This window comes from Corynebacterium sp. HMSC077G07 (genome assembly GCF_001809225.1).
GTDB lineage: Bacteria > Actinomycetota > Actinomycetes > Mycobacteriales > Mycobacteriaceae > Corynebacterium > Corynebacterium jeikeium_D.
On sequence record NZ_KV796540.1, the window covers coordinates 72,293 to 98,576 of the forward strand.

The following is a 26,284-nucleotide window of genomic DNA, read 5'->3' on the forward strand; positions in this document are numbered from 1 at the left end:
AGAGGCGTTGCAGCAACATAGCCCCAGTGATTTAGCGATAGTCACACTACCCCGTCGGTGACGGAGAATCTCAATTCGTTTTCGGTGGGGTGAATTTACCTATCTGAGCGGGGCTTTTAGTGTGCAGAAAAGTGTTCAAGAAGTGCGGTTGCAGTATTCCTGTGGTGTCGTTTTTAACTTCTGCTTGCCAACCTGTACAATCGCCTGTCAGCGGCACAGCTGAGTTCGATTCTCAGGTTGACTCTGATTCTTTCGAGCCAGCGACGGCTAACGCCAAAAGGGTCGCTTTAAAGTTGCCGGGATGGCGCAATTGGTAGCGCAACTGATTTGTAATCAGTAGGTTACGGGTTCGAGTCCCGTTTCCGGCTCCAAAGCCCCAGGTCAGGAAGTTTTCTGGCCTGGGTTCTTTGGTTTAAACGGTGCTTGCAACGGTATTGCAATTGTTTTCGTCGTCTCAATGCAAAAAACCCGCACCGGGAGGGCGCCGGGGGGGGGGCAGCGACTAGCCGCCGAAAATCGCCAGTGCGTCGGTGGCGAACGCCTCGATAATCGCGGAGTTGGCAAACCCACCCGCGCGGTTGATGTAGGCCGCCTCGGTCGTAGAGACGGAGGCATGCCCCAGTTGCAAGGTGGCCAACGCGGCGTTACCGGCCCCAGTCGTAGCTGTGGCTGCCGTGTGACGTAGGCCATGACAGGATATTATCGCGGGCAGTAATTCCCTATCCGTCTGTGTCAACATCGTCGCCGGCGAGGTGTGGCAAGCCTGCTCATGTTAGAGCCCGGCCAGAGTTTTGCCAGGGTGGGGCGTGTGCCGGATGGGTCGTCGCGCATAGGCAGTACCCGCGTCGTCGGTGCCCCTGTCGTGCGTTGGCCGTGGAATAAGCTCGATAGGCTTATCGGCCAAGCGCTCGGCAATCCTCGAGTCTATTGGTCTGAGAAGCTGGTCTAGCAAAAACATGTAGGTGTGACGATCAGCTATAACTTTCCTCCCTGTAAGCAGGAAACCCGCTCGCCTCTCATGACGGCAATGTACTTGGATAACCACATCGCTACTTGACCGTAGATTGATGCAGCGATACGCTTTGAACATGTTCAGTGAACAAGTTCAATCAAGTCGTGCTACTCAAAAGGAGGCGACGCGCAATAAAGTCTTGGACACCGCCTATGCCCTTTTTGTGTCAGTCGGGTACGCGGATACAAATGTGCGTGCCATCGCGCAGAAAGCCAACGTCAGCGTTGGAACCGTTATGAGCGTCGGGAGCAAGCAGTCGCTGTTGGTTCAGACCGTCGGACATCGAATCACCGTCATGCACGATGAGCTCCGCGGACAATCAGACAACCTTCTCGACGTTCTCGCTCCTTTTCTGAAAATGTTTACTGGGCAGGAAGAATTATCGAAAGCGTATGGCGCTGCCCTAATCACACAGGGAAGCAACGGAGAGATTCTCAACGGGCTTCGAACTCTCTTGGTAGATGAAATCGTGTTGCGCCTAGGCAACATGCTCCCTAAAGATGACGCTAGAGAGTTCGCAACAATCCTTTACAACATTTATCTTGGGTTGCTTCTTGGCTGGGCTGCCGGTGCATACGACACCGACGAACTATCCATTCACGCGAACAGCTCCATCTCCCGTCTTAAAATCGCGTACGGAGTAAAATAATGATTCTCGAATCTTCGCCTGCTTGGCCCTCCATCATTCTTGCCGCCATTTTGTTCGGAGATGCGGTACTCTCGCTCAAACCCGTAGCATTCATCGAGGCCTGCCTCAGAGGAGTACGACTTCCTACAGAGTGGTGGTGGGCTCTTATCGTTATCAAGTGCCTAGCAGCAAGTGGACTCATTATTGGGCTCTGGATACCAGGCATTGGAATAGCGACGATGGTTGGAGTCATTGCCTACTTCTGCACCGCAGCAATCGCACATATCCGAGCCAAGTTTCTAGGTAGCGAGTTTTGGGTCAATTGCTTAGGGATGCTCGCTATTTCACTAGGTGCTCTCATTGCAACACTACTGATAGCCTGAGACGACCAATTTACCAATTGTGTTCGCCCATTGAGGGGCGCCGTTGCCCGCGCCGGGCGGCCTGCCGCGGGTGCCTGTGACCCGCTAGCCGCCTACCGCCTCGCCGGCCTGTCGAAGGGTATGAGCGTCTGCCTCGGTGCAGAAGGCATGACAAAGCCCTAGCTGATTGGTCGGGGCTGGGGGAATTGCGGAGTGGCGGGCTGCTGCGGGACTGGTAGATAGGTGTCCAGCTCTTCGACGGGTATCTGCAGTACTGCATCCGAGATGCTAGTGGCGAGGGCTGCGCGACTGGGCCCGCGCCGGGATGTCATACCCGACGACGTGGGGTGGCAGGAGCAGTAACCGGAATTGAGGGGTTGGGGGCAATCTCAGTCCCTTTTTATGCGCGGGGTAGGGGGCGACGGGCAGGGGTTGCTGGGGCAAGGGGTGTGTGGCCCCTAGCCGACACCGCGCAGCCACCACGGGTTAAGTCTTGTACTCAGGCTGTGGCGTATGTCTAGCTGCGGGTCTACTTCGGAAAACTCCGCACTTCCCCAAAGGCTTTCCTCAAAAATTAGTAGGGGAGGTGCCCCTGTGCGGCGCGAGAAACGGCCTTTGACAGGCATAAATGGCATTATAGGTCAAACCTTTACAGGGTGCCCTAACGGTAGGTTACGGGTTCGAATCCCATTTCCGGCTCCAAAACCCCAGGTCAGGAAGTTTTCCGGCCTGGGGTTCTTTGGTTTAAAGGAGAAAAGTAGGGGGTTAAGTAGCGTGAGGGGTGAAATCGTCTAACAGAACGTCCGCATCCCTTCTGCCCCGTAAGCCGGCTTAGAAGCTGGAAGAACCACCTGAACCGGAAAACCCCGAGCTAAACCCGCTGTTGACGCCGCCGCTACTAGAAGAGCTGTCGCGGGCAGTGGTGGCATCGCTATCCCAGGTGCTCACGACATAGAAGGGCACGTAGCCGTGGTAGCCGGAGCCAGCGAAGAAATTAGAGTCGTAGATGCGCGTGCGCTCGGGGCGCTCGTCGGCCTCATTGCGCTTCTGCAGCTGGGACTGCACGTGCTCCGACAAGAGCGCGGAGCGATCCAAGAGTTCTAGGTAGCGCTCCATGAACTGCGGATGGTGTGGTTCCTTGGATAATTCAGTGGCGGCATCTTCCAACTCCTTCGCGTGGCGCTCAAGCGTCGAGTCGATGCTTGCGGCCAAGTAGCCTGCCTGTGCCAGATCCTTCCCCAGCTCGTAGAGTTCATAGCGGCGAGCATCCGCATCAGCGTTCTCAATGCGGTGCAGCTTTTCAATATTGACCTCAGCGGTTTCCACGCGCTCGCACAGTTGGCGCGCATTGGCGATGAGCTCAGAGCGTGAGCGGAATTGCTCATCTGGCGCATCCGCCGGAATCGACATGAGGGAACCAACCTGGCTATCGATCGCTAGGAAGTCATCGCGCAAACCCTCCCAGTCCTGGCGCAGGCGCTCATCCACCAGTCCTGATTGGAGCGAGTGCGCTCGAATATCAATCTCCCTTAGCCGTTGCGCCACATCGGTGTAGGTCTGCGACACGTAGTCCCAGTCCTCGCGTGCCTGCTGTGCCTTCTTCTGTCGGCTGCGGCGTATACCGCCGGCGAGGCCGACACCAGCGCCGCCAACGCTCAGGCCCGCCACCCCGAGGCCAACGGCCGCCCCCATCCGATCCTCTTTTGCGCCCTCGTACTGAGTATCCGCAGCACGGTCTACGTCGATTGCAGCCGCTGCGCCAGCAAAGAGGCCAGCAGGAATGTTGCCATCCCGCACGCCCGGCTTAATTGCTTCGATGGACTGTTTCAGATGGCTGTCATTCTTGCGTAGCTTCATTTGAGCAGCCACGTCCTCACCCGCGAAGACGAAGGCTTGGCGCGGATCAAGGCCCACGCCGACGAAGACCTGGCCATCAGCAAACTTATCCTTGCCGATGAGCTCCTGGTGGTTATCGCGCAGGTACTCCTCTACGGAGTCATTAACGTTTTCCTTGTTCTCGGCAAAGACCATGTAGTGCAGCTCTTGGACCACGTCAGGGGCGGCGATCAGGGAGACATCGCGAAGCATGCGCTCTTCTTCCTCTGGGGTGAGCACATCGTCCGGGTCCATGATGTCAGCCTGTACCTCACGCTGCGCAGTCTTCATGACGTAGTCGGAGCGCTCGGGCACATCGAGAATTGCCAAGCAGGTGCCCGCACCGACACCTCCGAGAAGTAGGCCGCTCACTGCTGCTGCGCCGATGATGGAGCCGATGGAGGTCACTTTGGAGCTGCGGTTGGCTGCAAAAGGTTTAATATCGCGAGAGTCGGTCACGGTGATTCTCCTATTCGCGAGCGATTGGCCCCGCCAGTTTTATCCGGTCTAAGGGGGCCGGGGCGGGGAGCAAAGGATTCTTTTGAAGGCAGATTAAAGGGCAAATGCCTGTCGGGGGCTGGGGCGGGGGAATTTTCTGTCACTTATGCGCACGTTGTCGGAAGTCCCGGTCGACATATGGATGAGCTTTCCACTTATGGCCACGCTGCTGCGTATCGATAGGTGAATATTGCATCGATAGGACAGCGCAACACCGACAGCCGGACAGCGCAACACCGACAGCCGGAAAATCACAGGCCACGGAACGTTCACATCTGCAACTCTAGCCCCATGCTTCACAGGGGTTGCATGCGCATGTAAAGTGGACTTTGTTTTTAAGTCATAAGCGTCGATAGGGCTGGTCTCGGGGAAGGGCCTGCGCTATGGGCGCTTTTGGCATTTTTCTGCAAAACCTTCCAGAAAACCCCACAAGCTGGGGTGATTTCTCCGAGAAAAATATTCTACGATAGAGCCATGTCAGAGGTGCTCTTTGTCAGTAGTTCAAACATGGGACTCTCACGCGTACTCGAAGGGCTGCTGCGGCAAGCTGCCCCAGGCCTGACAGTTTTGTCAGCAGGTATCAGCATCGATGATGATGACCGCGGTCTGGATGAAGACGCGCGGCGTGCGCTCTGTGAGGTGGGGGCACGGTGCGATGGCGATCCTCATCAACTCACGCCGTCTCTCGCAGACAGTGCGGATGTGGTCATTGTTGTGGGGAAAATCGACGTTTCGGACTACATCGCGCCAGATGTAGAGACTGAGCGCTGGGAATATGATGACCCAGCTGACCGCGGGATTTATGGTTATTCCCGCTACGCGGAATTGCGGGATTTCTTCACTCTGCGCGTCAATACGCTGGCGGAACGGTTTGCTGCCTAAATAGTCGCTGAAATAGTCGCTGACTTAATAGAAGGTAGGGCGCGGGAACCGTCGTAAAGCATGTGCTGAAGCTGACACACTTTTGTTTTCTGACAATAATGCCCGCGTTCGCCCGGTCAACACCTAATGTAAGTAGTTATGTCTATTGGTCCATCGCTGCGACGCACCCTGTACAAACTTGCTGAGAAAGAGATGTCCCCGGCTAAGGCAAAGTTCTTGCTGAACATTTGGCCGCCGCTGTTTGGCACCGGCATCCGTATCACCGAGATTGCGGATGACTGGTCTGAGGGACGATTGGAGCTGCGCCTAAACGCTCTGACTGCGAATATGCATGGCGCGGCATTTGGCGGTGCACTGTTTTCGATGACGGATGTGCTGTTTGGCACGCTGGTTATGCAGCGCCTGGATGTCAAGAAGTACGAGGCGTGGACGCGAACTGGGTCGTTTGAATTTATCCGGCCGGGTAAGAATGGTGCGTACCTCGAGGTAGAGGTGCCGGATGAGATGGTCGAAAAGCTTAAGGCCGAAACCGAAGGTGGCTATTCGACGGTCGTTCCATACACCTCTGTAATCCGAAACCGCGATGGTTCCCTGGTCGGTATTGGTCAGCAGGAGCTCTACGTGCGCCGTCGTGGTCGTAAGAAGCCGCCGGCCAATCCGAATCAGCAGGATCGTGTTGCCGGTGAGAACCTCATCTCTGCTGCTCGCACTCTTGCGCGGCTGGGGATGCGCGGGGTGGAAAACCGTGATGTGCTCGTCCAGCAGGAACGCACCGCACGACGCTGCATTTCGCCAGAGTCGCGTGCAGTCGCATGGCTCCACGGGGTCCTCGAGTACGGCGATGTCACTGTCGACGACTACCGCGCCGCAGGGCTTCCCGACGTCGTCATCGAGGCCCTCACCTCCGATAACCCCTCGCCAGCCGCGCAGCAGCTGCTTGCGGATGTCGTCACCGCGCGCGAGTCGCTGACCAAGTTCTAGGTCGAAGCCCTACGCCAATAGCCGAGTGATTAGGTCGATCACCTCGGAGTCTGTTTGCTGCTTCCAATGCGCAACAGACCTGCCCTCCAGCTCGGTTTCGAGCAAAACAGTTTGGCTGTCTGGCAGGAAGCTCTGCGCGGTATCGGACCACGGAATGACCAGGTTGTCATGGTGGCTGATGACATTAATCCAGTCAGGTGCGGCTGCCTTGCGCCCTCGGAGGTGCGGGGCAGTGTTGGCTGCAGGAAGTTCATATTTTCCTGCAGCTACCGCAATCTGATCGGCTAAAGCCTGTCCCATTAGCCAGCGGGCAGGAGTCCCATTCCACCAGCCCAAAATGCGGGAGATTCCAGTCAGATTTACACCGCCGACAGAGCCCGACACACTGATGACACGTCGAAACGAAAAACGCTCGCATTCATGGTTTGCAAGACGCGTAAACAGCAGGAAAGCCAGTAGCCCACCCTGCGAGTGAGCCACAATATCGACCGTGTCCGAGTTCGTTTCAGTGCAGACTCCGTTGATATAGGACTCGACTTCGGCGACAGAATCTACAAGGGCAGCAGTGCCACGGTCTCCGTAGGACGGTACATAGACTCGGCGGCCGAGGGTACGGAGACCGTCGGCAAGCGGTGCCCACGCGCCGGGACTATCGAGCGTGCCATGAAGTGCGATAACCGGAACGGGGTCTCTGAGGTCCCCCGACGCTGGACTCGGATTTGGTGAGGACGGATGTGCGGCTGTCGGTGGGAAAATCCGCGTTAGGAGCGGTCTATTCCGCATGCTCGATTGGGTCAAAATCCTCGCCTACCAGCTTGAATAGTGCCTCGCGAGTAAGTGCGCGGGGACGCCAATCGTGCGCCATCTGCTCATGCAAAATTATTGCTTGAGGGAACGTGTCCTGCACATAGAGATTGGTGACCATGCCTGTGTCACCATCATCCAAGAAACAGGACTGTGGCGGGGAAATGAGCTGGTCATACTTGGTGGCAATGCAGGTGTAAGTAACACCGGGACCGAGGATATCGTGGGAATTGGAGTTCAAAACCATCTTTGAACCCGTGAGCTGTTCCAAACCGGAAACGCCCCAGTAACTCTGAACGAAGTTGCTCATCAGCGACTTTGTGCCGGGGATCTTAGTGATACTGGAAGCGATGCCGCCCAGATTGGTGCCGTGATTGGGCGCGGCAAGGCAGACAACATGCTTGATGTACTTGGAAATGCGCAGAGAAAGCAGAGTGGCAATTAAGCCGCCTTGCGAGTGCCCCACGATAACGGCGTGCTTTGCGTCAGTGGCGTGCAGGACAGCCTTGATGTAAGGCACGAGCATGTCGATGGACTGATTGATGGGGTCTGTTGCACGGTGTCCAAAATCTGGCGCGAAGACAGCCCAGCCATCCTCCCGTAACTGACCGCCGAGGGTCTCCCAAATACCCTTGACCTGGCCTGTTCCATGCAGGAGGATGACCGGCCACGGCCGGGATTTGGACACTTTGGCTCCCCAATTATCTTCGAAAACACCGCGCAGCGGACGGAAGATGGCATAGGGGAGCGATGCTGATCCTTCAGCTGCAGCCGGTTTTTGCGCCTCCGGTTCCTGCGCTTCAGGGGCAGGAACCGGAAGTTGTTCTTCCCGAAAATCCTCGTTTGAAGCGGCGATTAGCGCACCAACTTTCCGTCTTCATCAGTCCCGAGGACCTTCCGTAGCTTAGCGGCGGCCTCATCCATGGACTCTGCGGAAGGATTGCGATCGACCGACTGGAGGTTGTAGCCGGACATGTCGTGGGCAGGGAAGATATGGATGTGGGTGTGCGGAACCTCGAAGCCGGCGATGAGGTAGCCAGCACGTGGAGCGTCAAAAGCGGAGACAACAGCCTGACCAACCTTGTGGGTAACCTCATTGAGGTGAGCCCACAGCTCAGGCGAGGCGTCTGTCCACTTGTCCACCTCTTCAATAGGGACAACCAGAGTGTGACCAGGTGCGATTGGCTCGATGGTCAAAAATGCGACGACCTTGTCATCGCGGTAGACAAAACGACCGGGGAGTTCACCGTTGATGATTTTGGTAAATACTGTGCTCATGTGCCAAGGGTAACCCGAATAGCGGATTGAGGGGTTGGGCGCGATGAGAGTTATCCGGGCTGATTAGTAAGATGATTGCTATGCGCATCCTCGTAATTGGCTCCGGTGCCCGTGAGCACGCCCTGTTGTACGCAATGAGTAAGGACCCGCAGGCTACTGATCTTCACGTAGCCCCTGGTAATGCGGGTATGAGTGAAATTGCCACCATGCATCCACTGGTCGTGGATGACCCCGCTGGCGCTGTTGCGCTGGCCAAGGAAATTGGGGCCGATTTGGTTGTTATTGGCCCGGAGGTTCCGCTGGTCGCGGGTGTGGCAGACGCGCTGCGCGACGCTGGCTTTGCAGTTTTTGGCCCGAACGCGGACGCGGCTCGGATTGAGGGGTCTAAGGCTTTCGCTAAGGACGTCATGAAGGCGGCTGGAGTAAAGACCGCCTCGGCAGAGGCCATTCAGCCGGAGGCTTCCGATGAAGACATCGAGGCCGCCATTGACCGCTTTGGTCCGAACTGGGTCGTGAAGGATGACGGTCTGGCTGCTGGCAAGGGCGTTGTGGTCACTAAGGACCGCGCTGAAGCTCTTGAACACGCAAAGGCGGTGCTGGCAGCCGGTAACCCGGTGCTGCTGGAGTCCTTCCTGGATGGCCCGGAGGTTTCCCTGTTCTGCCTGGTCGACGGCGAAACCGTCGTCCCGCTGTTGCCGGCTCAGGACCACAAGCGCGTCGGTAATAACGACGAGGGGCCGAACACCGGTGGCATGGGCGCTTACAGCCCGCTGTCCTGGCTGCCGGAAGGCGCAACTGAGCGCATCGTCACCGAGGTCTGCGAGCCGGTCGCTCGTGAAATGGCCGCTCGCGGCTGCCCGTTCCAGGGTCTGCTGTACGCGGGTCTGGCCTGGGGCGAGGACGGCCCGGCTGTCATTGAGTTCAACTGCCGTTTCGGTGACCCGGAGACCCAGGCCGTGCTGGCGCTGCTGGAGTCCCCGGTGGCGCAGCTGCTCAACGCCGCTGCTACCGGCACATTGGCGGACTTCGGTCCGCTGTCTTGGCGTGATGGGTACGCTCTGACTGTTGTGCTGGCAGCTGAAGGCTACCCGGTGTCGACGCGCACGGGCGATGTCATTGAAGGTGCAGAGCCTGGTCGTGAGGCAGATGGCATTCTCCACGCAGGTACTGCCCGCAATGCTGCAGGTGAGCTGGTCTCCGCTGGTGGCCGTGTGCTCAACGTCATCGGCGTTGGTGACACGCTGGAAGAGGCTCGCGACAAGGCGTACGAGACCATCAAGACCATTAAGCTCGAGGGCTCGCACTACCGCACCGACATTGCACTACCTGCAGTTGAGGGCCGCATTTCCATTTAAATAATGCTCGAGGCGGTCAGGCTGCACTCGAATACCTCACTGGTGCACCCACCCGGGCTGAATTGGATTTCCCGGGGGCCTCGGTGGCTGCAAAGATGAAGGTATGCACGCCGAATCTCCGCAGTCGCCAAAGTCGTTGCAGTCACCGCAATCACCGCAGCCGTTAAACTTCTCGGGGCCTCCGCAGGCATCCCAGCCCGAGCGCGATCTAGCATCCCGCCGCAGTGAGGTCGCACCTTTCCATGTGATGGATGTTCTCGCGCTCGCACAGGAGCGTCAGCGTACTCACGGTGACGCTCTGTTCCTCTGTGTGGGGCAGCCCGCGACTGCGGCCCCGGCTGCCGCGATTGCCCGTGCTCGTGCCGATTTGGAAAATCAGGTTCTGGGCTACACTGCGGCCGTCGGCACGCCTGAGCTGCGCGAAACCATCGCCGCCTGGCATCGTGAAAACTACGGCACGGCCACGGAAGCTGCCGATGTTGTCATTACTACCGGTTCTTCCGGCGGTTTCGTGGCACTTTTCCTCGCAGCGCTCGACGTCGGCGACGATATTGTGCTCGCGCGCCCGGGCTATCCCGCATACCGCAATACTCTGCAGGCGCTCGGCGCCAACATTGTCGAGATTGACTGTGGTCCCGAGACCCGCTTTCAGCTCACTGTCCAACACCTGCAGGAACTTCCGCGCGTGCCCAAGGCCGTGATCGTCACCAGTCCGGACAATCCCACTGGCACCATTATCGATGCCGACGAGCTGCGTGCCATTGCGAAGTGGTGTGAGCAGCACGATTGCCTGCTCATTTCCGACGAGATTTATCACGGCATTACTTATGGCCGACAGTGTGCGTCTGCACGCGAGTTCTCCGACGCGGCGGTCGTGGTCGGCAGTGTCAGTAAGTACTTCTCGATGACCGGCTGGCGCGTCGGCTGGCTAATCGTTCCCAAGTGGCTGCGTGCGCCGCTTGATCGCCTCGAAGCCAACCTCACTGTCTGCCCGCCGGCAATTTCGCAGGAAGCCGCGGTAGAGGCGTTCAGCGCCGAGTCCATTGTCGAGCTCAATTCGCACGTGACGCGTTACGCGCGCAACCGCGACGTTTTGCTCGAGGGGCTGCCCCGCGTCGGTCTCGGTAATATCGCCCCACCCGACGGCGGTTTCTATATCTACGCCAATATCGCAGGGCTTTACGACGACCCGAACTCCGTCGACTCCATGACTTGGGCTCGGGAACTGTTGGCCGCAACGGGCGTGGCCGTTGCCCCTGGAATCGACTTCGACACAGAGAACGGCCATCAGTGGGTTCGCCTCTGCTTCGCCGGTGAGACGTCCGAGATGGAAGAGGCTGTTCGGCGTATTGGGGTGTTCACTGATCGTCGTTAAAACGGCTTTTAGTGGCGCTCGCGGTGTGATTTACCTCACCCTTTTAGGGGTGTTTTTCAGTCGGGCGAGATAGGGTGCTCGACGGGCGAATCGCTGCTTTAAACCCTCTACCGACGGTCGCTGGTAGAGCCGATGTTGGGGGCATTCCTGGAAGGGGCCGTTGGGGCTCTGTTTTCTTGATCGCCGGTTTGCTGTAAAGGCGGAAAAACTGCCTCAGATTGAGGGTTCTGTGGCTGCGGTCACATCAAGTGAGGCTGGGGTTGGGTCGATAGTGGGGTGGGGTGGCCTTCGCGGCAGCATCTTTGACAGCCGGCAGCTCTGTCGGTGGTCTATTTCCGCTGGCAGGGGCCCCTTTTTCTTTAATTATCGATGGGGTTGACCTCTGAGGAACTGGCGGCTATCCCTGCGTGGGGTGACGATTGAGCGCGGTGTGTAACCCACATTCAATGTTGGCTGCAAGCGCTTTTAGTGGGGATAGTTTATGTCTGACCAAAAGAGACTTCCGCGCCCTGTTTTTGGTTGTGTAAAAGCGTGATTTTTGAAGCCGTTATCAACGGCAGTAAAGCGAGGTATGGGGCGGCGTCGAGGGGCGCTGTTTGTGGCTCAGTGCCTGAGCTAAAAAGCGTCCAAAAGTTAACAAAAGGTTAACTAAAAATAAAGTTTAGCGCTTGCCAGGTCTTGTGTTGTCGTCTACGGTTGCAAGTCATAAGTTCCAAACGATTCGATGAAACGACGTTTCAACTGCGGAATCGCAAAGAATCGGTTGGAGAAGTCCAACAATAAAGATCAAAGAGATCTTAAGAGAGGTGACCTCTGATGAACGCATTCAACGAGATTATGGATACTGTGTCCCCGATTTTCCAGGACGGCAAGGAATCCAAGCAGGATGCGCTGGCATCGCTGCTTGCCGAAGCCATCGTGGAGGCGAACCCGAAGCAGGGCATCGCCGCCGACGATCGCCGTGCTGCCTAACAAGAATTAGCTTTGGTCCGATTCCTGCTAGGCAGCTAGTGGGGAAGCAATCCCTACTGGTTATTCCTACTGGTTCAGGAACTCCCGGACCTGCTCCATATCCTTATCACCGCGACCCGACAGGTTCACGAGCAACAGCAAAGGCTCATCGCCTTCGTGAACCGGCAGCCCGAGCTCGCTAACAGCGGCAGGGTCGGTTTCACGGAGTCGCGCAATCTTAATGGCCTGCGCCAGCGCATGCGAGGATTCCATCGCCGGAATAATGCCCTCCATGCGGCTGAGCAGCTGGAACGCTTCCAGCGCCTCCTCGTCGGTAATTCCGACATAGCTGGCGCGGCCATTCTCCTTCAGCATGCCGTGCTCCGGGCCAACAGACGGGTAATCCAAGCCCGCCGAGATGGAGTGCGATGGCAACACCTCGCCGTCGTCGGAAAGCATGACAAATGAGCGCATGCCGTGAAGGACACCAGTCTTGCCCGCATTGATGGGCGCGCCGTGACGGTCGGTGTCGAGACCCTCACCTGCGGGTTCGACGCCAATGAGGGCGACATCGGAGTCGTCGATGTAGTTAGCAAATGCGCCGATGGCGTTGGAGCCGCCACCGACGGCTGCGATGACAGCGTCGGGAAGCTTGCCGTAACGCTCGGCCATCTGACTGCGTGACTCCTCCGAGATGACCTGCTGGAATTCACGCACGATAGTGGGGAATGGGTGCGGTCCGGCGGCTGTGCCCAGCAGGTAGAAAGTGGAGTCGAGAGTCTTGCTCCACTCGACCAGTGCCTCGTCAATAGCATCCTTCAAACCGGCCTCGCCGGTGGTGACGGGAACGACCTTCGCGCCCATGAGCTCCATGCGCTCGACATTGGGGTGCTGGCGGGCGACATCGTGTGCGCCCATGTAAATCTCGCACTCAAGTCCCAGCAGTGCTGCGGCCATCGCGGTGGCCGTGCCGTGCTGGCCTGCACCTGTCTCAGCAATGAGGCGGGTTTTTCCCATGCGCTTTGCCAGCAGCGCCTGGCCGACCACATTGTTGCCCTTGTGCGCGCCGCCGTGGTTCAAGTCCTCGCGTTTCAGCACAATCGTCGTGTTCGGCGTGGATAGACGACGGCATTCGAACAGCGGGGTCGCGCGGCCGAGGAAATCGCGACGCAGTTCTTCCAGCTCGCGCTGGAACTCCGGATTGCTCATCGCCTCGATGTAAGCCGCTTCCAGTTCATCGAGAGCTGGCAGCAGGAACTCTGGCACTTCCTGTCCGCCGAAGCGACCGAAAAATGCAGGTAAGAGGGTTTCGCGCACCTCGCCCGCGCCGTTAACGCTTGCCGACGGCACCCTAGTTGCAGTCGGTGCTGAAGCCTTGGCGATGGCATCCGCGCTGGGGTTGTAATCAGTCATTGAGGGGGCCTTTCGTTGCTGTTGTTTATTTCAGCGGGCCCTGGTTCTCTTCGTCGAGCCGACAAAAGAAAAGAGCCCGCCAGTTTTATCTTCTTGCGAGCTCGTACTTGACGGGTTTGCCGTCGACATTAATGAGATGACGTGACGTTGCTCGCGGACTTAAGCGAGCCACCACCACTGTGCGCCGCACGGCGCGGGTGTGTTCATCAGGGGTGTCATCATGAATCTGACCATAACTCAAGGTTTCCGCAGTAGCCAAAGCGGGTGGGGTGTGGGGGCGGGGATTGGGCGCGAAATGTGTACGGGATATCGCAACTGTGCCTGGGGTGTAGGGTAGTTCCCCTATTAGTCGGGTACGCGTAAGGGGCAGAATTCTCGGATCCCCTCGACACCGCTGGCCACGAGGACTAACGTTCCGATGGTGATTACGCTGTCGCGGCAGACCACTAAATCACGTCGGGGAGTTCGTCCCACGACGTTGGTGGTGTGGTGCTATGTCGCCCTCATAACCGTTGGCACGGTTTTGTTAATGCTGCCGATCTCGGCAGCCAATAGCCACCCCACGGGGCACTGTGCCCCGAGCCCTGGGAATCTGTGCCTGCCCACGGCGCTGTCTGATGCTCTGTTCACAGCCACCTCGGCAACAAGCCTGACCGGCCTGATCACCGTAGATACGGCTACCCATTGGTCAACCTTCGGCAAGGTTGTCATCATGCTGTTGATTCAGCTGGGTGGCCTTGGGTTCATGACCTTGGCTTCACTTTTTGGCCTCTTCGTTGCGGGAAGACTCGGCCTTAACCGCCGTGCTGGTGCGCGCGTTGAGGGCCGCGGTATGGACATGGGCGAGATCTCATGGGTTGTCCGTGCTGCCGTTAGCTTCACGCTGTTGGTGGAGTTTGTTGTGGCAGTGGCACTTATGCTGCGGTTCCACCTAGGTTATGGGTACGGCTGGGGGAGAGCTGCGTGGGAGGGCTTGTTCCATGCCATCTCAAGCTTCAACAATGCCGGTTTTGCTCTGTATACGGACAACGTCATTGGGTTCCGCAGTGATGCCTGGATACTTTTGCCGCTGGCCTTCTCTCTTATCGTTGGTGGTCTGGGTTTTTCTGTTCTGCTCGAGGCCTGGCGACACCTGAAAGCGTGGCTTAGTGTCCGCACGCGAGGGCAGTTGCCTAAACGCTGGTCTCTGACTACTCGCTTCACTATCAAAGGCACCATCCTGCTGATTGCTTTGGGCACAATCATGGTGGCATTTGGTGAGTGGTCCAATGCCATGTCTGGATTCACTACAGGGGAGAAGATACTCAACTCATTCTTCGCTAGTGTGAGCCCGCGTACCGCGGGGTTCAACGCACTCGATTACGCGGACTTCCACCCATCGACACTGCTGGGCACTGACTTCCTCATGTTCATTGGCGGCGGCACCGGTGGTACTGCAGGTGGCGTGAAAATCACGACGTCGGCAGTCATTCTCGCCGCCGTTCTCGCGGAGATTCGCGGTGACACCTCCGTGTCCGTGGCTCGGCGGCGCCTCAACCCAAAAGTGCTGCGTCAGGCCCTCGTCGTTCTTGCATTCGGTATTGGCCAGGTTTTTCTGGCAGTAATCGCCGTCAGTTTCCTAGCGCCACAGTTTTCTACTGACCAAATCCTGTTTGAAGTAGTCAGCGCCTTCGCCACGGTAGGCCTATCCACAGGCATCACCGCTAATCTACCGGTGGCGGCACAGGCAATCTTCATCGTGCTGATGTTCGCCGGACGTGTTGGCCCGATCGCTTTGGCGACGGCCTTGGCCGCCCGCCCACGCCAGCGCATCTACGAATATCCGGAAGAAAGGCCCTTCATTGGCTAACTCGAAATTCAACCCGTTTGCTGGTTTTGCAGAGCATTTCGCCAACCAAGCCAGCTCTTCTCCTGTTGTCATTCTCGGCATGGGGCGTTTCGGACAGGCGCTCGGCGAGGAGCTGGTCGCTGGCGGTATCGAGGTTCTCTGCGTAGACCACCGCGAAAAGGTGGTCCAGGAGCTGTCCTCGACCTTCGATCACGTGGTTACCGCCGACACCACCATGCCGGAAGTACTGAAGCAGCTCGGTGTCGATGAAGCCGAACGCGTGGTCATTGCAATCGGCAGTGATATCGAGGCGTCGTTACTGACCGCATCCGCGCTGGTGGACATGGATGTACCGCTGATTTGGGCGAAAGCCGATAACCAGGCTCACGCCAAGATTCTGGGCCAGATCGGTGTGCACCATGTCATTCGCCCGGAGGCAGACACCGGCCGTCGTATTGCGCACCTAATCGGCGGCAAGGTCCAGGACTTCCTGGAGTTCGATCGCGACTACGCAGTCGGTAAGGTCACGCCGCCGATCCATTGCCTGGATAAGACCGTGGCGGAGATTAACCAGAGCGCACCGGTTACGGTTGTCGCCGTGCAAAAGCGCGGTCAGCGCTTCCGCCCTGCGCTTGCCGACGACCGCATTACCGCAGGTGACCTGTTGATTGTCTCCGGTGCCATTCGGCAGTTGGAGACGTTCGCCGGGGAGTAGGCGCTGATTGCTACTTGTCGCCGTGGCTGTCGATTCCGTCGACGCCTGTGACCGTGGTCAGCAAAAACACGGAATCCGCTAGAGCCTTCACTCCGTGCTTGACGTGGGTGAGCACTTTGAGATTGCCCTCGGAAATCGTGGTTTTATCGGCACCGGTGATTTCAACTTCGCCAACAAGCACAAGCATCGAGGCTGCGGGCGGCGAGTTATGGGCGGAAAGCTCAGTTCCTTCAGTCAGTGCGATGAGAGTCTGGCGTAGCGGGCCGTCGTGGACAACAATTTCCGCAGCGCGGCCATTGCTATTCGCTTTAGCTTGAGTCAGAAGGTCGTCTTGTTGTGAATTAATATTCACAGCGTCCTAGCTCCTTGGTGAAACCACAGCGCGCAGAGCACGCGCTGCCTCTTCCGGATTTGCTGCCTCGGTTAGTGCGCGAACCACCACAATGCGCTCCGCGCCAGCGGCGATAACTTCGCCGGCGGTCTCGGCGTTGATACCGCCGATTGCCCACCATGGCTTTACCGGGTCACTTGCGCCGCGGTCGTGCGGGCGCACAATATCGGCCACGGAATCCTGGTGGGACTCCGCTGAACCCTGTGCACGCGCCCTCCGCACGAGTGCCGCAGCTTCACGGACCATCTCGACTCCGACGGGCTGACGGTCGGGCTTCGTCGGGGTGGCATACACCGGACCGATCACCGCGTAATCGATGCCATCGTCGGCAAGCGAGGTGGCGAACATGTCCAGATTTCGGTTGGATCGGCCGATGAGAACCTCGGGGCCAACGATCTGGCGGGCCTGCTCGGTGGTGAGGTCTTCCTGACCCACATGCAGGATGTCTGCGCCGGTCAGCGCGGCAATGTCGGCGCGGTCATTGACGGCGAAGAGCTTGCCGTGTTCAGCGGCGACCTCGGCGAGGGTCTCCACAGCGGCAATCTCGTCGCGGGTGTCGACTTTCTTGTCGCGCAGCTGGATGATGTCGGTGCCGCCTTCGTAACAGGCGTGCAGGAATTCACGCAGATCACCGCGGGATGCGCGCGAGTCGGTGCAGAGGTACAGGCGGGCGTCGGCAAGCAGGGCGCGTCGTGTTGTGCGAGTGGCAGCTGATGAGGCGTTCATGTCCCCATGTTAGGCGAGGTTGAGGATGCGGTGTCGTGACGGAGAGCCCGAAGTCATATGATGGGGGAGTACCACGTTCCGCGGGAGCCGTACTCGGTATCGATGAGATGCCGCTGGCTGAGAGGGCGAATAACGCCGACCGCTTTTACCTGATGCGGGTTATGCCGCCGGAGGGAGGAATGGCAGTGAATGCTGCCGCTATGGGTGCCGCCTCGACAAGTGAGGGCGGCACAGGGGATACGTCGTCAAGCGTTGTTATCGCAGGCGCGGGCATTATCGGCTTGGCGACGGCATGGAGACTACTCCGCCAGGGATTCGATGTGACCGTCCTCGATGCCGAGCCCGTTTCCGGCGCAACCTTCGCCGCGGCTGGCATGCTGGCGCCGGTTGCCGAAGTCGTGTGGGATCAGCCGACGCTGTATCCGCTGATGGTGGAATCGGGCAAGCTCTACCGCGACTTTGCCCTGGCTATCGCCGAGGAATCGGGCCACGATGTCGGCTACATCGAGAATTCCACGTTTGTTTGTGCGGGCGATGCTGCCGACCGGCAGACACTCAGCGAGCTCGTTGAGCTGCAGCATGACATGGGCATGGAGATCAACCGCATCACCGCCACCGAGGCGCGCCGGGCAGAACCGGCACTGGGGCCGGGCTGTGTTGGTGCGGTGGATATTCCGGGAGATCACCAGGTCAATCCGCGTCTGCTCGCAGAGGCGTTGCTGACCATTCTAGGAGACCGCGTCATCCGCACTCGCGTGGAAGAGGTTATCTACGCTTCCGATGCCGACCCCCGCCAAGCCATTGGGCTGCGCGGTACGGACGGAAATGACTACCTCGCCGATGAGGTCGTTTTGGCTGCGGGGCTGAACACCGCCGATATGGCCGGTCTGCCGGAGAATCTGAATCTGCCGCTGCGCCCGGTCTATGGGGATGTGCTGCGTCTGCGGGTGCCGGAGCGCTTGCAGCCGCTGGTCACCCGCACTATTCGCGGTGTGGTTCAGGGGCGTCCGGTTTATATCGTCCCGCGTGCCGACGGCACCGTCGTGCTCGGCGCAACCTCGCGTGAAGATGACCTGACCGGTGTCTCCGCCGAAGGAGTCCACCAGCTACTCCGCGACGCATACCGCCTGGTGCCCGGCATTCTCGACTGCGAAATCTACGAGATGACCGCCCGCGCCCGGCCGGGTTCCCCGGACGATGTCCCCATGATTGGCCGCGTGGCTCCAGGACTGACCGTGTCCACCGGCTACTTCCGTCACGGCATTCTGCTTACGGCCATCGGTTCCAAGCTCACGGCCGATGTCGTCGCAGGTCGAGAAAATGATAACGACCCAGCGCTTCTTTCCGCCGTCGATCCATTCCGCTTCAGCGACTAGAGGAGGCTCGCTTATGTCCACCACAACACTCAATGGCGAAGGCTACACACCGGCTGCGGGGGAGATGGTCGCAGATCTCGTCGCAAAGCACACGGGGCACGCGCTTAACGACGACGGCACCGCCGCGAACGGTACCCGCCTGGGGATTGCAGTAGCCGTGGATGGTGCGGTGATTCCGCGTGCCAAGTGGGCGACCACGCCCGTGGCAGGTGCAATCGACATCGTGACAGCAGTTCAGGGAGGCTAGAGATGACTGAGAAGTCCGCACAGGAAAATATGTCCGCACAAGCAAACGAAACCGGGGCGGCGAGCGAACTGACGCGCGAACTTACACAGGAACCGCTGCGCATTGGTGGGCTGGAATTGAACTCCCGTCTGATTATGGGAACTGGCGGTGCGACCAGTATGGATACGCTGGAGCGCGCGCTGGTGGCTTCGGGCACCGAGCTGACTACGGTGGCGATGCGCCGCTTTACGCCCGGCACGAAGCAGAACGTTTTTGAGATTCTGCAGCGCAACAATATCGCGGCGCTGCCGAATACCGCGGGGTGCTATACCGCTCGTGACGCGGTGTTGACTGCGCAGTTGGCCCGCGAGGCGCTGGAGACCAACCTGCTGAAGCTCGAGGTCATCGCCGACGAGGACACTCTGCTGCCGGACCCGGTCGAGCTGGTCGCCGCTGCGGAGCAGCTGGTGGCTGACGACTTCGTGGTTTTCGCTTACACCAATGACGATCCGGCGCTGGCCAAGCGCCTGGAGGATCTGGGCTGTGCGGCGGTCATGCCGGCGGGCTCTCCGATTGGCACTGGCCTGGGAATTCTCAACCCACACAACATCGAGCTGATTGTTGACCGCGCGAATGTGCCCATCATCCTGGACGCGGGCATCGGCACCGCCTCCGAGGCAGCGCAGGCAATGGAGCTGGGCTGCGATGCGGTGCTGCTGGCATCCGCCGTGACGCGTGCGCATGATCCGGTGGGCATGGCCACGGCGATGCGCTTCGGCGTTGAAGCGGGTCTGACTGCTCGCGAGTCCGGTCGCATTCCACGCCGCCGACTGGCTCAGGCGAGCTCGTCGTTTGAGGGAATCATCACCGAGCGTGTCAGCGGCGCACGCGAGCAGGATTCCCTGTAATGGCTGAGCAGGGTGTCAATCTATCGGATCGCGACCTTCGCCGGTACGCGCGGCATCTAACATTGCCGGGCTTTGGCGCTGAGGGGCAGCGAACTTTGCGAGCTTCCCGCGTCCTCGTCGTCGGAGCTGGTGGCCTCGGATCGCCCGCGTTGTTGTACCTGGCAGGTGCAGGGGTCGGACACATCACCATCATTGACGATGACGTGGTCGACGAGTCCAATCTGCAGCGCCAGGTTATTCACCGCGAGTCTGACATTGGTCGCCCGAAGGCCGAATCCGCCGCCGATGCCGTGCGGCGCCTCGACTCCGAGGCATCGGTGACCGCAATTGTCGACAGGTTGAGCGTCGACAATGCCGAGAAGCTCTTTGCCACTCACGATGTAGTGCTCGACGGCGCGGACAATTTCGCCACCCGCTATCTGTCCTCCGATGCTGCGGAGCTGACCGGAACCCCGCTGGTCTGGGCTACGATTCTGCAGTTCGCCGGGCAGCTGTCCGTCTTCTGGCCAGGCCACGGACCCATGCTTCGCGATCTCTACCCCGACATCCCCGACCCCGGCTCCGTACCGTCGTGCGCCGCAGGTGGTGTCCTCGGCGCAATGGTCGGACAGATTGGCTCCATGATGGTCGTCGAAGCAATCAAGGTGCTCACCGGTGTCGGCAAGGTCGCCGTCGGCAAGCTCGTGCTTATCGACGCTCTGGAGGCAACCACCCGCACACTGTCCTTTGCAGCCGACCCGGAGCGCGAACCCGTTTCCGACCTGACCGAAATTGCGCAGGTGTGCGCAGCATCGTGGTCCGAGGATGAAGAGGACCCGGCGCAGAGCGTGCGCAGCATCGGTCCCAACATGGCGCACGAGCTTCTTGCCAGGGGAGTGCCTCTCATCGATGTACGTGAACCCGATGAGCACGCGGAGGTCGCCATTGCCGGATCGGTGCTTGTACCGCTCGGCGACATTCGCAGCCGTGGGTGGGCTGCTGTGAATGAGGCACTTGCGCAGGCTGACGGTGTCGCAACTGGGGCAGAGGGAGTTCTCATTCACTGCCACTCGGGGGTCCGCTCGCAACAGGCGATTGAGCTGCTGGCCAGCGAGATTGAGGCTGATGGCGCCATACCGGAGCTCATCAATCTGGACGGGGGCATTGTGGCCTGGCAGGCTGCGGGGCAGGAGACCGTCGTAAAGCGTGGCGGAACGCACTAATTAGTGGCTACCGCCACGCGCTGTTGAACAGTGTGCCTACGCCTGCGGCTTCAGCGTTGTCGACCACAACTCGGTGCCACGAGTGGTGAGCAGACGGACGGTCATCTCGCGTGAGTCGCCGTCGATATCGACTTCGCCGAAGTGCTGGAAGTCCTGTGTGGGGTCGGCGTTGGCATTGTCTTTACCCGGTGCGTGGACGTACTCCACCTTCGGCCCGAAGGTCGAATCCATTTCGTTGGGGCCGAATGCGCCCGCGTGGAGAGGACCGGAGACGAATTCCCAGAAGGGTGCGAAGTCGGTGAACTGTGCGCGCTCTGGGCTGTAGTGGTGAGCCGCGGTGTAGTGCACATCGGCGGTGAGCCAGACGACATTTGAAACATCTTTAATGGCGCTGAGCAGGCGGGCGATTTCACGTTCACGTCCTGCAGGTGCACCGGCGGCACCATTGGATACGCTTTCTTGGTCACCATCGTCGCCGTCGGGGACGATGATTCCAAGCGGTAGGTCATTAGCAACAATCTTCCACGTCGCGCGGGAGTCCTTGAGGGAGTCGATTAACCAGTTGGTCTGCTTTTCGCCAAGGATTGGTTCTTCGGTTGTCGAGCGCGGATTATTGGAAGTGTTTTCTCCCTTGTAACTGCGCATATCCAGAATGAATATGTCTAGCAACGGGCCGTAGGAAACCTTGCGGTAGACGCGCCCATCTACAGCCATTTGTTGATCAATTGGCTGCCACTCATGGAAGGCCTGGTAGGCACGCTTGGCCAGGGTGTTGACATCGCGCTCGGTATAGCGATCATCGTCTAGGACTTCGTTGGGGTACCAGTTGTTGACTGTTTCGTGGTCATCCCACTGGACTAGCTGCGGAACCTGCGCATTGAAGGCCAAGTAGTTCTTGTCCATGAGGTTGTAGGAGTACTGGCCACGATACTCTTCGAGGGTTTCAGCAACCTTGGATTTGGCCGGAGTGACATGGTTGCGCCACACAGTGCCGTCGGAAAGCGTGACGGATTCATCCAGCGGACCGTCGGCATAGCAGGTATCGCCTGAGTGAATGAATAGGTCTGGATTGCGCTCCATCATGGTGGAAAAGCCGGTGTATCCACCGATTTCGTCGTTAATTCCCCAACCCTGACCTGCGACATCGCCGGACCAGTGCAGGCGGATGTTGGATGCGCGGTTTGGGGCAGTACGGAAGGTGCCGATAACGGGATCAGAGCAGATTCCAGTATCTGCCTCTTCGAGCGTGACACGATAGAAGATTTCCTGCCCCGGTTCGAGACCGACGACACGTAGACGTCCGGTGCCGTCAGTGTCTGGAGTTAACAGAGAGTTACTGCGGAATACCTTGGCATTCTGGAAGCTCTCAGTTGCAGCAGTTTCAACCACCATATGGGCGGGGCGGTCTGAGCGAGCCCAAATCAATGCGCCGTCGCCGCGGATATCGCCACTTGCAACGCCGTGGGTGAGCTGTGGCCGAGAACGCAGTAACCCTGGGGAGGCCAGTGACGGCGAACCCGGTGTAGCTGAAGCCGCAGCTCTAGAGGCATGAGCGAGCGTGACTGAAGTGGCAAGTGCGGTGGATGCGCCTAAACGTAGAGCGCTGCGACGGGAAAGCTGCATGGAGTCGAACGATAGGTTTTCCACTTTGACGTTCAGTTAAACCAGCGTGAACTCGAAGGAAAAAGTCGCAATTACAGAACAAAGGCTTAGTTATTGAGAATGACTGGGCTTCCTTTTGTAACGTAGATAACCGACTTGGGAGGAATGTGTCTTCCGAGCTGTCTTTTCTGAGACAAACAATCTAGAAGTGAAAGGCGCTGACCCCGATAATGGGATCTACACAAACGCCACAAGTAAAAACGCAAGAAAAGAAGTCGGGCGGTTTTCTTAAGAACCTGCCGACCGACCCGTTGATCTTCACGACGGCGATGGGTTTCATTGTCCTCTTTGTGGCAGTGACCATAGCGCTGGGGGATACCGCTCGGGATGCCTACTCGGCCGCTTCCGATTGGGTTACGTCTAACATGGGCTGGCTGTTCATCGGTGGTGTCTCGGCAAGCTTTATCTTCCTCATCGGCTTGTTTGTGTCCCGCTACGGACGCATCCAGCTTGGCGATGATGACGAAGAGCCCGAATACACCATCGCCGAGTGGTTCGGCATGCTCTTCGCCGGTGGTACTGGCTCCATGCTGATGTTCTGGGGCGTGGCTGAACCGCTCAACCACGCTTACAACCCGCCGTTCGGTCAAGAGCCGATGAGCCGCGAAGCTCAGAACACTGCGATGGCATTTACCATCTACCACCTGGGTATTCACATGTGGGTCATCATGGCGCTGCCGGGGCTCGCGCTGGGGTACTTCATTTACAAGCGTCACCTGCCGCCGCGCGTCTCCTCCATCTTCGCGCCGCTGCTCGGTACCCGCATCTACTCATGGCCGGGCAAGCTTATCGACGCCGTCGCCATCATCGGTACCGTCGTCGGTATCGCGGTATCGGTGGGCATGGGTGCGCTGCAGATTAACTCCGGTGCTGCACGTGTAATCGGTACCCCGGAAAGCTCGATGGTGCAGCTCATTCTGATTGCCATCATTATTGTGATTGCCTCGATTTCCGTGGCCCGCGGTCTGGACAAAGGTATTAAGGTGTTGTCCAATGCGAACATTTGGGCCGCCATGGCATTGATGGTCTTCGTGCTGCTCATGGGCCCGACATTGACGCTGCTGCGCCAGACCGTCGATACGACAGGTGTCTACTTGGATGCGCTGCCTCGCATCATGTTCTGGACTGACTCCTACGACGTCAACCCGAATTGGAAACAGGGCGCCTGGACGGTCTTCTACTGGGCCTGGACAATCTGCTGGTCGCCATTTGTGGGCATGTTCGTCGCCCGTATTTCCCGCGGCCGTACTGTGCGTCAGTTCATTGCCGGTGTGATTGCACTGCCGACAATCGTGTCAATCATGTGGTTCTCTATCTTCGGCCGCGCTGGCTTCGAACTGGAAAATGAGCAGCCGGGCATTCTGACGGAACCAGTCGTCGAAGGAGGGGATCCCTCGCCGGCTCTATTTATCCTGCTGGAGCAGTACCCACTGGCAACCCTTGTCAGTGTGTTTGCGCTCTTTGTGATTATGATCTTCTTCGTCACCTCCATTGACTCCGCTTCGATGGTGATGGACATGATGTCTACCGGTGAGGAAAACAAGGCTCCGACCTTCTACCGCGTGCTGTGGGGCGTCATGATTGGTGCTGTGGCAGCTTCTCTGCTGCTGATTTCTGGTGAAACCGCACTGGAAGCGCTGCAGTCTGCCGTGATTGTTATCGGTGTACCGTTCTTCTTCCTCCACTTTGTGATGATGTACTCCTTGGTCAAAGGCATGAGTGATGACCACATGGCAGTGCGCAAGCCGGTTACCCGCCAGTGGGAGAAGACCGATACTCCAGAGAAGTTGGAGAAGCACGAAGCCGCACCCGCGCCGGGCTACGACGAAGAGGGCAATGAGCTGCCGCGCTTTGAGTACACCCACGATGAAGAGGGACGTCTGGTTATTCAGTCCGATGTGGTCGTTGAAGGCGAGTTTGAGTCTGGCGAAAAGTCGGAATCAGAGAGCCCAGAGGAGTCGGGGACGAAGTCTGAGTCGTAGTAGAGCACGGTCGCAGTAGTGCCCGGCACTTGTGGCCACGCTATTCACCTATCGTTGCGCTGTAGCGTGGCCATCAGTGAGTAGCTCATCGATAGGAGCGAAGGCAAAGGCCGTAGCCAAACAAAAACGCCGCCCGGCGGAAACCATAAGCAGTTTCCGTGGGCGGCGTCGCTGTGTTCGTCGTAAAGCAAGTGTGGCGTTAAGCCGTGATTAGCTTTACTCGTAGGTGCCTCGGAGGTCCTTGTAGTCCTCATCGTGCCAATCCACGTTGGCCTGGTCCTTGGTGGTGACACCGACATCAGGCTGATGCGGGACCTTCGCAATGATGTTGCGGCGGGCGCGGCCGGCGCGGAGCTGGCTTTCGATACGCTCGGCAAGGTTGGCCAGGCCGAAGTTGATGGCAATGAGAATGATCGCCACGACGACCAGCGATGGAATCATGGCGCCGTAGTACTCGCCAAGCTGGCGGCCAGAGCGGACAACCTCGACGTAGCCAATCATGTAACCCAGCGCGGAGTCCTTCAGCGCAATGACCATCTGCGAGATAATCGCCGGCAGCATGGCGGCGACTGCCTGCGGCAGCAAAATAGTGACCATCGTCTGGCGGTGGGAGAGACCCAGCGCAATCGCGGCCTCACGCTGGCCCTTCGGCAGCGACTCGATGCCGGAGCGCAGTGTCTCGCCAATGACGGAGCCGTTGTACATGGTCAGGCCAAACACAACGGCGGCAAAGCCGAGGTAGTTCGACGGAAACAGCTGCCAAAGCGCGAACACCGAGTAGGCAAACAGCATGAGCACCAGCACCGGAATGGCGCGGAAGAACTCGACAATCACCGAGCACAGCCAGCGCACCGGTGCGACCGGGCTCAGCCTGCCGACGCCCAGGAGAGCGCCAATAACCAGTGCCAACACAATAGAGACGACAGCCGCGACAATGGTGCTGACCAGACCGGGCAGAATGTATGTGGTCCAGGTTGTGGATTCGAGGAAGAACGACCATTTATTGGCCTCGAACTGGCCCTTGTCGGCCAGCTTCATTCCCACCCAGGCGAGAATCGCAACGGTGATTGCGGCCACGATCCAGGTGAGGGTTCGGTTGAAGCGCTGAGCCTTGGGGCCCGGCGCGTCGTAAAGAACTGTTGCGCGAGTAGCCATTAGCGCTTCACCGCCCATCGCTTGCCAGCCCAGCCGAAGAACAGGCCGGTCGGCAGAGTCAGAATAATAAAGCCGACAGCGATGATGCCGAAGATAATCAGGATATCGCTGGCGTAGTTTTCGGTCATGGTCTTCATCAGCAGCGACGCTTCAGCCACACCGATTACCGAGGCAATCGTGGTGTTCTTGGTCAGCGCGATCAGGGTGTTGCCGAGCGGCACGATAGCGCCACGGAACGCCTGCGGGAAGATGATGTAGCGGAAGCTCTGGCCGAAGCTAAGCCCCAGGGAGCGGGCGGCTTCGGCCTGACCGAACGGCACAGTATTAATACCGGCGCGCAGGGACTCCGCAACGAAGCACGAGGTGTAGGCAACAAACGCCAACACCGCGAGACGGAAGTTCTGCTTGACAATGAAGGAGTCATTCTCCGCAGCCAGCAGCAGCCCCAAGTTGTAGTAGAGACCCATCGAGGCCAGCAGCACAATCAACGTCAGCGGGGTATTGCGGACAATGCTGATGTACCAGGTCGACAGGGTACGTAGGATTCCCACGGGGCTCACGCGCATAGCGGTGAGAAGCGTGCCAAAAATCAGGGAACCAATTGCCGAAGCAATCGTCAGTTTGATGGTTACCCAGAAAGCCGGAAGCAGTTCCGGCCCCATTTCACTCCATAGTTCTGGATTCATTGTTTGCTCGCAC

At 58.6% G+C, this 26,284-nt stretch carries 26 protein-coding genes, 1 tRNA gene and 1 riboswitch; of the genes, 16 read left to right on the forward strand and 11 right to left on the reverse strand.

The features are described 5' to 3' along the window. The first annotated feature begins 295 nt into the window (after positions 1–295). A tRNA-Thr gene (locus HMPREF2562_RS08255) sits at positions 296–371 on the forward strand. A 131-nt stretch (positions 372–502) separates the two neighbouring features. On the opposite strand, the gene HMPREF2562_RS11130 is transcribed toward HMPREF2562_RS08255, so the two are convergent. After that, positions 503–637, reverse strand: coding sequence for a hypothetical protein (locus HMPREF2562_RS11130; protein ID WP_256374817.1), 135 nt, complete (start codon positions 635–637; stop codon positions 503–505). A 132-nt stretch (positions 638–769) separates the two neighbouring features. Here HMPREF2562_RS11130 and HMPREF2562_RS10900 point away from each other — a divergent pair, with 132 nt between their 5' ends. From HMPREF2562_RS10900 to HMPREF2562_RS11090, 3 genes are all read left to right on the forward strand, one after another. Then, positions 770–949 carry a hypothetical protein gene (locus tag HMPREF2562_RS10900; RefSeq protein ID WP_141744786.1) on the forward strand — a complete coding sequence of 60 codons (180 nt, stop codon included), beginning with the start codon at positions 770–772 and terminating at the stop codon, positions 947–949. Between the two features lie 139 nt (positions 950–1,088). Next, the gene (locus HMPREF2562_RS08265; protein ID WP_070549875.1) at positions 1,089–1,661 is read left to right on the forward strand and encodes a TetR/AcrR family transcriptional regulator; all 573 of its coding nucleotides are present in this window, start codon (positions 1,089–1,091) and stop codon (positions 1,659–1,661) included. After that, positions 1,661–2,023, forward strand: a complete 363-nt coding sequence (locus HMPREF2562_RS11090; RefSeq protein ID WP_016421436.1) for a DoxX family protein — start codon at positions 1,661–1,663, stop codon at positions 2,021–2,023. The genes HMPREF2562_RS08265 and HMPREF2562_RS11090 overlap by 1 nt, the downstream gene beginning before the upstream one ends. An 810-nt stretch (positions 2,024–2,833) precedes the next feature. On the opposite strand, the gene HMPREF2562_RS08275 is transcribed toward HMPREF2562_RS11090, so the two are convergent. Beyond that, positions 2,834–4,336 (reverse strand): hypothetical protein, encoded by a 1,503-nt coding sequence (locus HMPREF2562_RS08275; RefSeq protein WP_070549865.1) that lies wholly within the window; start codon positions 4,334–4,336, stop codon positions 2,834–2,836. A 546-nt stretch (positions 4,337–4,882) separates the two neighbouring features. Here HMPREF2562_RS08275 and HMPREF2562_RS08280 point away from each other — a divergent pair. Both HMPREF2562_RS08280 and HMPREF2562_RS08285 read left to right on the forward strand, forming a co-directional pair. Continuing rightward, on the forward strand, positions 4,883–5,257 hold the full coding sequence (locus tag HMPREF2562_RS08280) for a hypothetical protein (protein WP_016421434.1): 375 nt from the start codon (positions 4,883–4,885) through the stop codon (positions 5,255–5,257). Between the two features lie 138 nt (positions 5,258–5,395). Further along, the gene (locus HMPREF2562_RS08285; RefSeq protein WP_038626554.1) at positions 5,396–6,238 is read left to right on the forward strand and encodes a PaaI family thioesterase; all 843 of its coding nucleotides are present in this window, start codon (positions 5,396–5,398) and stop codon (positions 6,236–6,238) included. A gap of 9 nt (positions 6,239–6,247) precedes the next feature. On the opposite strand, the gene HMPREF2562_RS08290 is transcribed toward HMPREF2562_RS08285, so the two are convergent. From HMPREF2562_RS08290 to HMPREF2562_RS08300, 3 genes are all read right to left on the reverse strand, one after another. After that, positions 6,248–7,021 (reverse strand): esterase/lipase family protein, encoded by a 774-nt coding sequence (locus tag HMPREF2562_RS08290; protein ID WP_070549867.1) that lies wholly within the window; start codon positions 7,019–7,021, stop codon positions 6,248–6,250. Beyond that, positions 7,011–7,730: an esterase/lipase family protein gene (locus HMPREF2562_RS08295; RefSeq protein WP_038626550.1), complete on the reverse strand. Its 720-nt coding sequence runs from the start codon at positions 7,728–7,730 to the stop codon at positions 7,011–7,013. Before HMPREF2562_RS08295 ends, HMPREF2562_RS08290 begins: the two co-directional genes overlap by 11 nt. Before the next feature lie 167 nt (positions 7,731–7,897). Next, positions 7,898–8,320, reverse strand: a complete 423-nt coding sequence (locus tag HMPREF2562_RS08300; RefSeq protein WP_070549868.1) for an HIT family protein — start codon at positions 8,318–8,320, stop codon at positions 7,898–7,900. 80 nt (positions 8,321–8,400) lie between these two features. Between HMPREF2562_RS08300 and purD the strand changes: the two genes are divergently transcribed. From purD to HMPREF2562_RS10975, 3 genes are all read left to right on the forward strand, one after another. Next, positions 8,401–9,675: a phosphoribosylamine--glycine ligase gene (gene purD / locus HMPREF2562_RS08305; RefSeq protein ID WP_070549876.1), complete on the forward strand. Its 1,275-nt coding sequence runs from the start codon at positions 8,401–8,403 to the stop codon at positions 9,673–9,675. A gap of 247 nt (positions 9,676–9,922) precedes the next feature. Beyond that, the gene (locus HMPREF2562_RS08310; RefSeq protein ID WP_070549869.1) at positions 9,923–11,050 is read left to right on the forward strand and encodes a pyridoxal phosphate-dependent aminotransferase; all 1,128 of its coding nucleotides are present in this window, start codon (positions 9,923–9,925) and stop codon (positions 11,048–11,050) included. Between the two features lie 816 nt (positions 11,051–11,866). Beyond that, the gene (locus HMPREF2562_RS10975) at positions 11,867–12,022 is read left to right on the forward strand and encodes a hypothetical protein (RefSeq protein ID WP_162837147.1); all 156 of its coding nucleotides are present in this window, start codon (positions 11,867–11,869) and stop codon (positions 12,020–12,022) included. 66 nt (positions 12,023–12,088) lie between these two features. Here HMPREF2562_RS10975 and trpB read toward each other — a convergent pair whose 3' ends face one another. Next, positions 12,089–13,414, reverse strand: coding sequence for a tryptophan synthase subunit beta (gene trpB / locus HMPREF2562_RS08315; protein ID WP_065421709.1), 1,326 nt, complete (start codon positions 13,412–13,414; stop codon positions 12,089–12,091). 418 nt (positions 13,415–13,832) lie between these two features. Here trpB and HMPREF2562_RS08320 point away from each other — a divergent pair, with 418 nt between their 5' ends. Continuing rightward, entirely contained in the window at positions 13,833–15,263 is a 1,431-nt protein-coding gene (locus HMPREF2562_RS08320) for a TrkH family potassium uptake protein (RefSeq protein ID WP_048733103.1), read from the forward strand. Next, positions 15,256–15,957 (forward strand): potassium channel family protein, encoded by a 702-nt coding sequence (locus tag HMPREF2562_RS08325; protein ID WP_070549870.1) that lies wholly within the window; start codon positions 15,256–15,258, stop codon positions 15,955–15,957. The genes HMPREF2562_RS08320 and HMPREF2562_RS08325 overlap by 8 nt, the downstream gene beginning before the upstream one ends. A 10-nt stretch (positions 15,958–15,967) precedes the next feature. Here the strand turns inward: HMPREF2562_RS08325 and HMPREF2562_RS08330 are convergent, their stop codons facing one another. Then, entirely contained in the window at positions 15,968–16,309 is a 342-nt protein-coding gene (locus HMPREF2562_RS08330) for a cupin domain-containing protein (RefSeq protein ID WP_049189687.1), read from the reverse strand. 6 nt (positions 16,310–16,315) lie between these two features. Further along, positions 16,316–17,074, reverse strand: a complete 759-nt coding sequence (locus HMPREF2562_RS08335) for a thiamine phosphate synthase (RefSeq protein ID WP_049189686.1) — start codon at positions 17,072–17,074, stop codon at positions 16,316–16,318. Positions 17,075–17,144: 70 nt separating this feature from the next. Continuing rightward, positions 17,145–17,267: riboswitch (TPP riboswitch) on the forward strand. 7 nt (positions 17,268–17,274) lie between these two features. On the opposite strand from HMPREF2562_RS08335, the gene thiO reads away from it, so the two are divergent. The 4 genes from thiO to HMPREF2562_RS08355 are packed head-to-tail and all read left to right on the forward strand — an operon-like array spanning position 17,275 to position 20,786. Beyond that, positions 17,275–18,450, forward strand: coding sequence for a glycine oxidase ThiO (thiO, locus tag HMPREF2562_RS08340; protein WP_065421710.1), 1,176 nt, complete (start codon positions 17,275–17,277; stop codon positions 18,448–18,450). Positions 18,451–18,463: 13 nt separating this feature from the next. Next, positions 18,464–18,697: a sulfur carrier protein ThiS gene (gene thiS, locus HMPREF2562_RS08345; protein ID WP_049189685.1), complete on the forward strand. Its 234-nt coding sequence runs from the start codon at positions 18,464–18,466 to the stop codon at positions 18,695–18,697. 2 nt (positions 18,698–18,699) lie between these two features. Beyond that, complete coding sequence (locus tag HMPREF2562_RS08350) at positions 18,700–19,584, forward strand: thiazole synthase (RefSeq protein ID WP_206540532.1); 885 nt, start codon at positions 18,700–18,702, stop codon at positions 19,582–19,584. Then, a complete protein-coding gene (locus HMPREF2562_RS08355) occupies positions 19,584–20,786 on the forward strand; it encodes a ThiF family adenylyltransferase (protein WP_049189684.1) in 1,203 nt (400 codons plus the stop codon). Before HMPREF2562_RS08350 ends, HMPREF2562_RS08355 begins: the two co-directional genes overlap by 1 nt. A gap of 36 nt (positions 20,787–20,822) precedes the next feature. Here HMPREF2562_RS08355 and HMPREF2562_RS08360 read toward each other — a convergent pair whose 3' ends face one another. Beyond that, complete coding sequence (locus HMPREF2562_RS08360) at positions 20,823–22,409, reverse strand: alkaline phosphatase D family protein (RefSeq protein ID WP_016421418.1); 1,587 nt, start codon at positions 22,407–22,409, stop codon at positions 20,823–20,825. A gap of 209 nt (positions 22,410–22,618) precedes the next feature. Here HMPREF2562_RS08360 and HMPREF2562_RS08365 point away from each other — a divergent pair, with 209 nt between their 5' ends. Next, entirely contained in the window at positions 22,619–24,430 is a 1,812-nt protein-coding gene (locus HMPREF2562_RS08365; protein WP_049189683.1) for a BCCT family transporter, read from the forward strand. A 216-nt stretch (positions 24,431–24,646) separates the two neighbouring features. Here HMPREF2562_RS08365 and HMPREF2562_RS08370 read toward each other — a convergent pair whose 3' ends face one another. Both HMPREF2562_RS08370 and HMPREF2562_RS08375 read right to left on the reverse strand, forming a co-directional pair. Next, positions 24,647–25,585, reverse strand: a complete 939-nt coding sequence (locus tag HMPREF2562_RS08370) for an amino acid ABC transporter permease (RefSeq protein WP_016421416.1) — start codon at positions 25,583–25,585, stop codon at positions 24,647–24,649. Continuing rightward, a complete protein-coding gene (locus tag HMPREF2562_RS08375) occupies positions 25,585–26,271 on the reverse strand; it encodes an amino acid ABC transporter permease (protein WP_042388211.1) in 687 nt (228 codons plus the stop codon). The genes HMPREF2562_RS08370 and HMPREF2562_RS08375 overlap by 1 nt, the downstream gene beginning before the upstream one ends. Between the last annotated feature and the right edge of the window lie 13 nt (positions 26,272–26,284).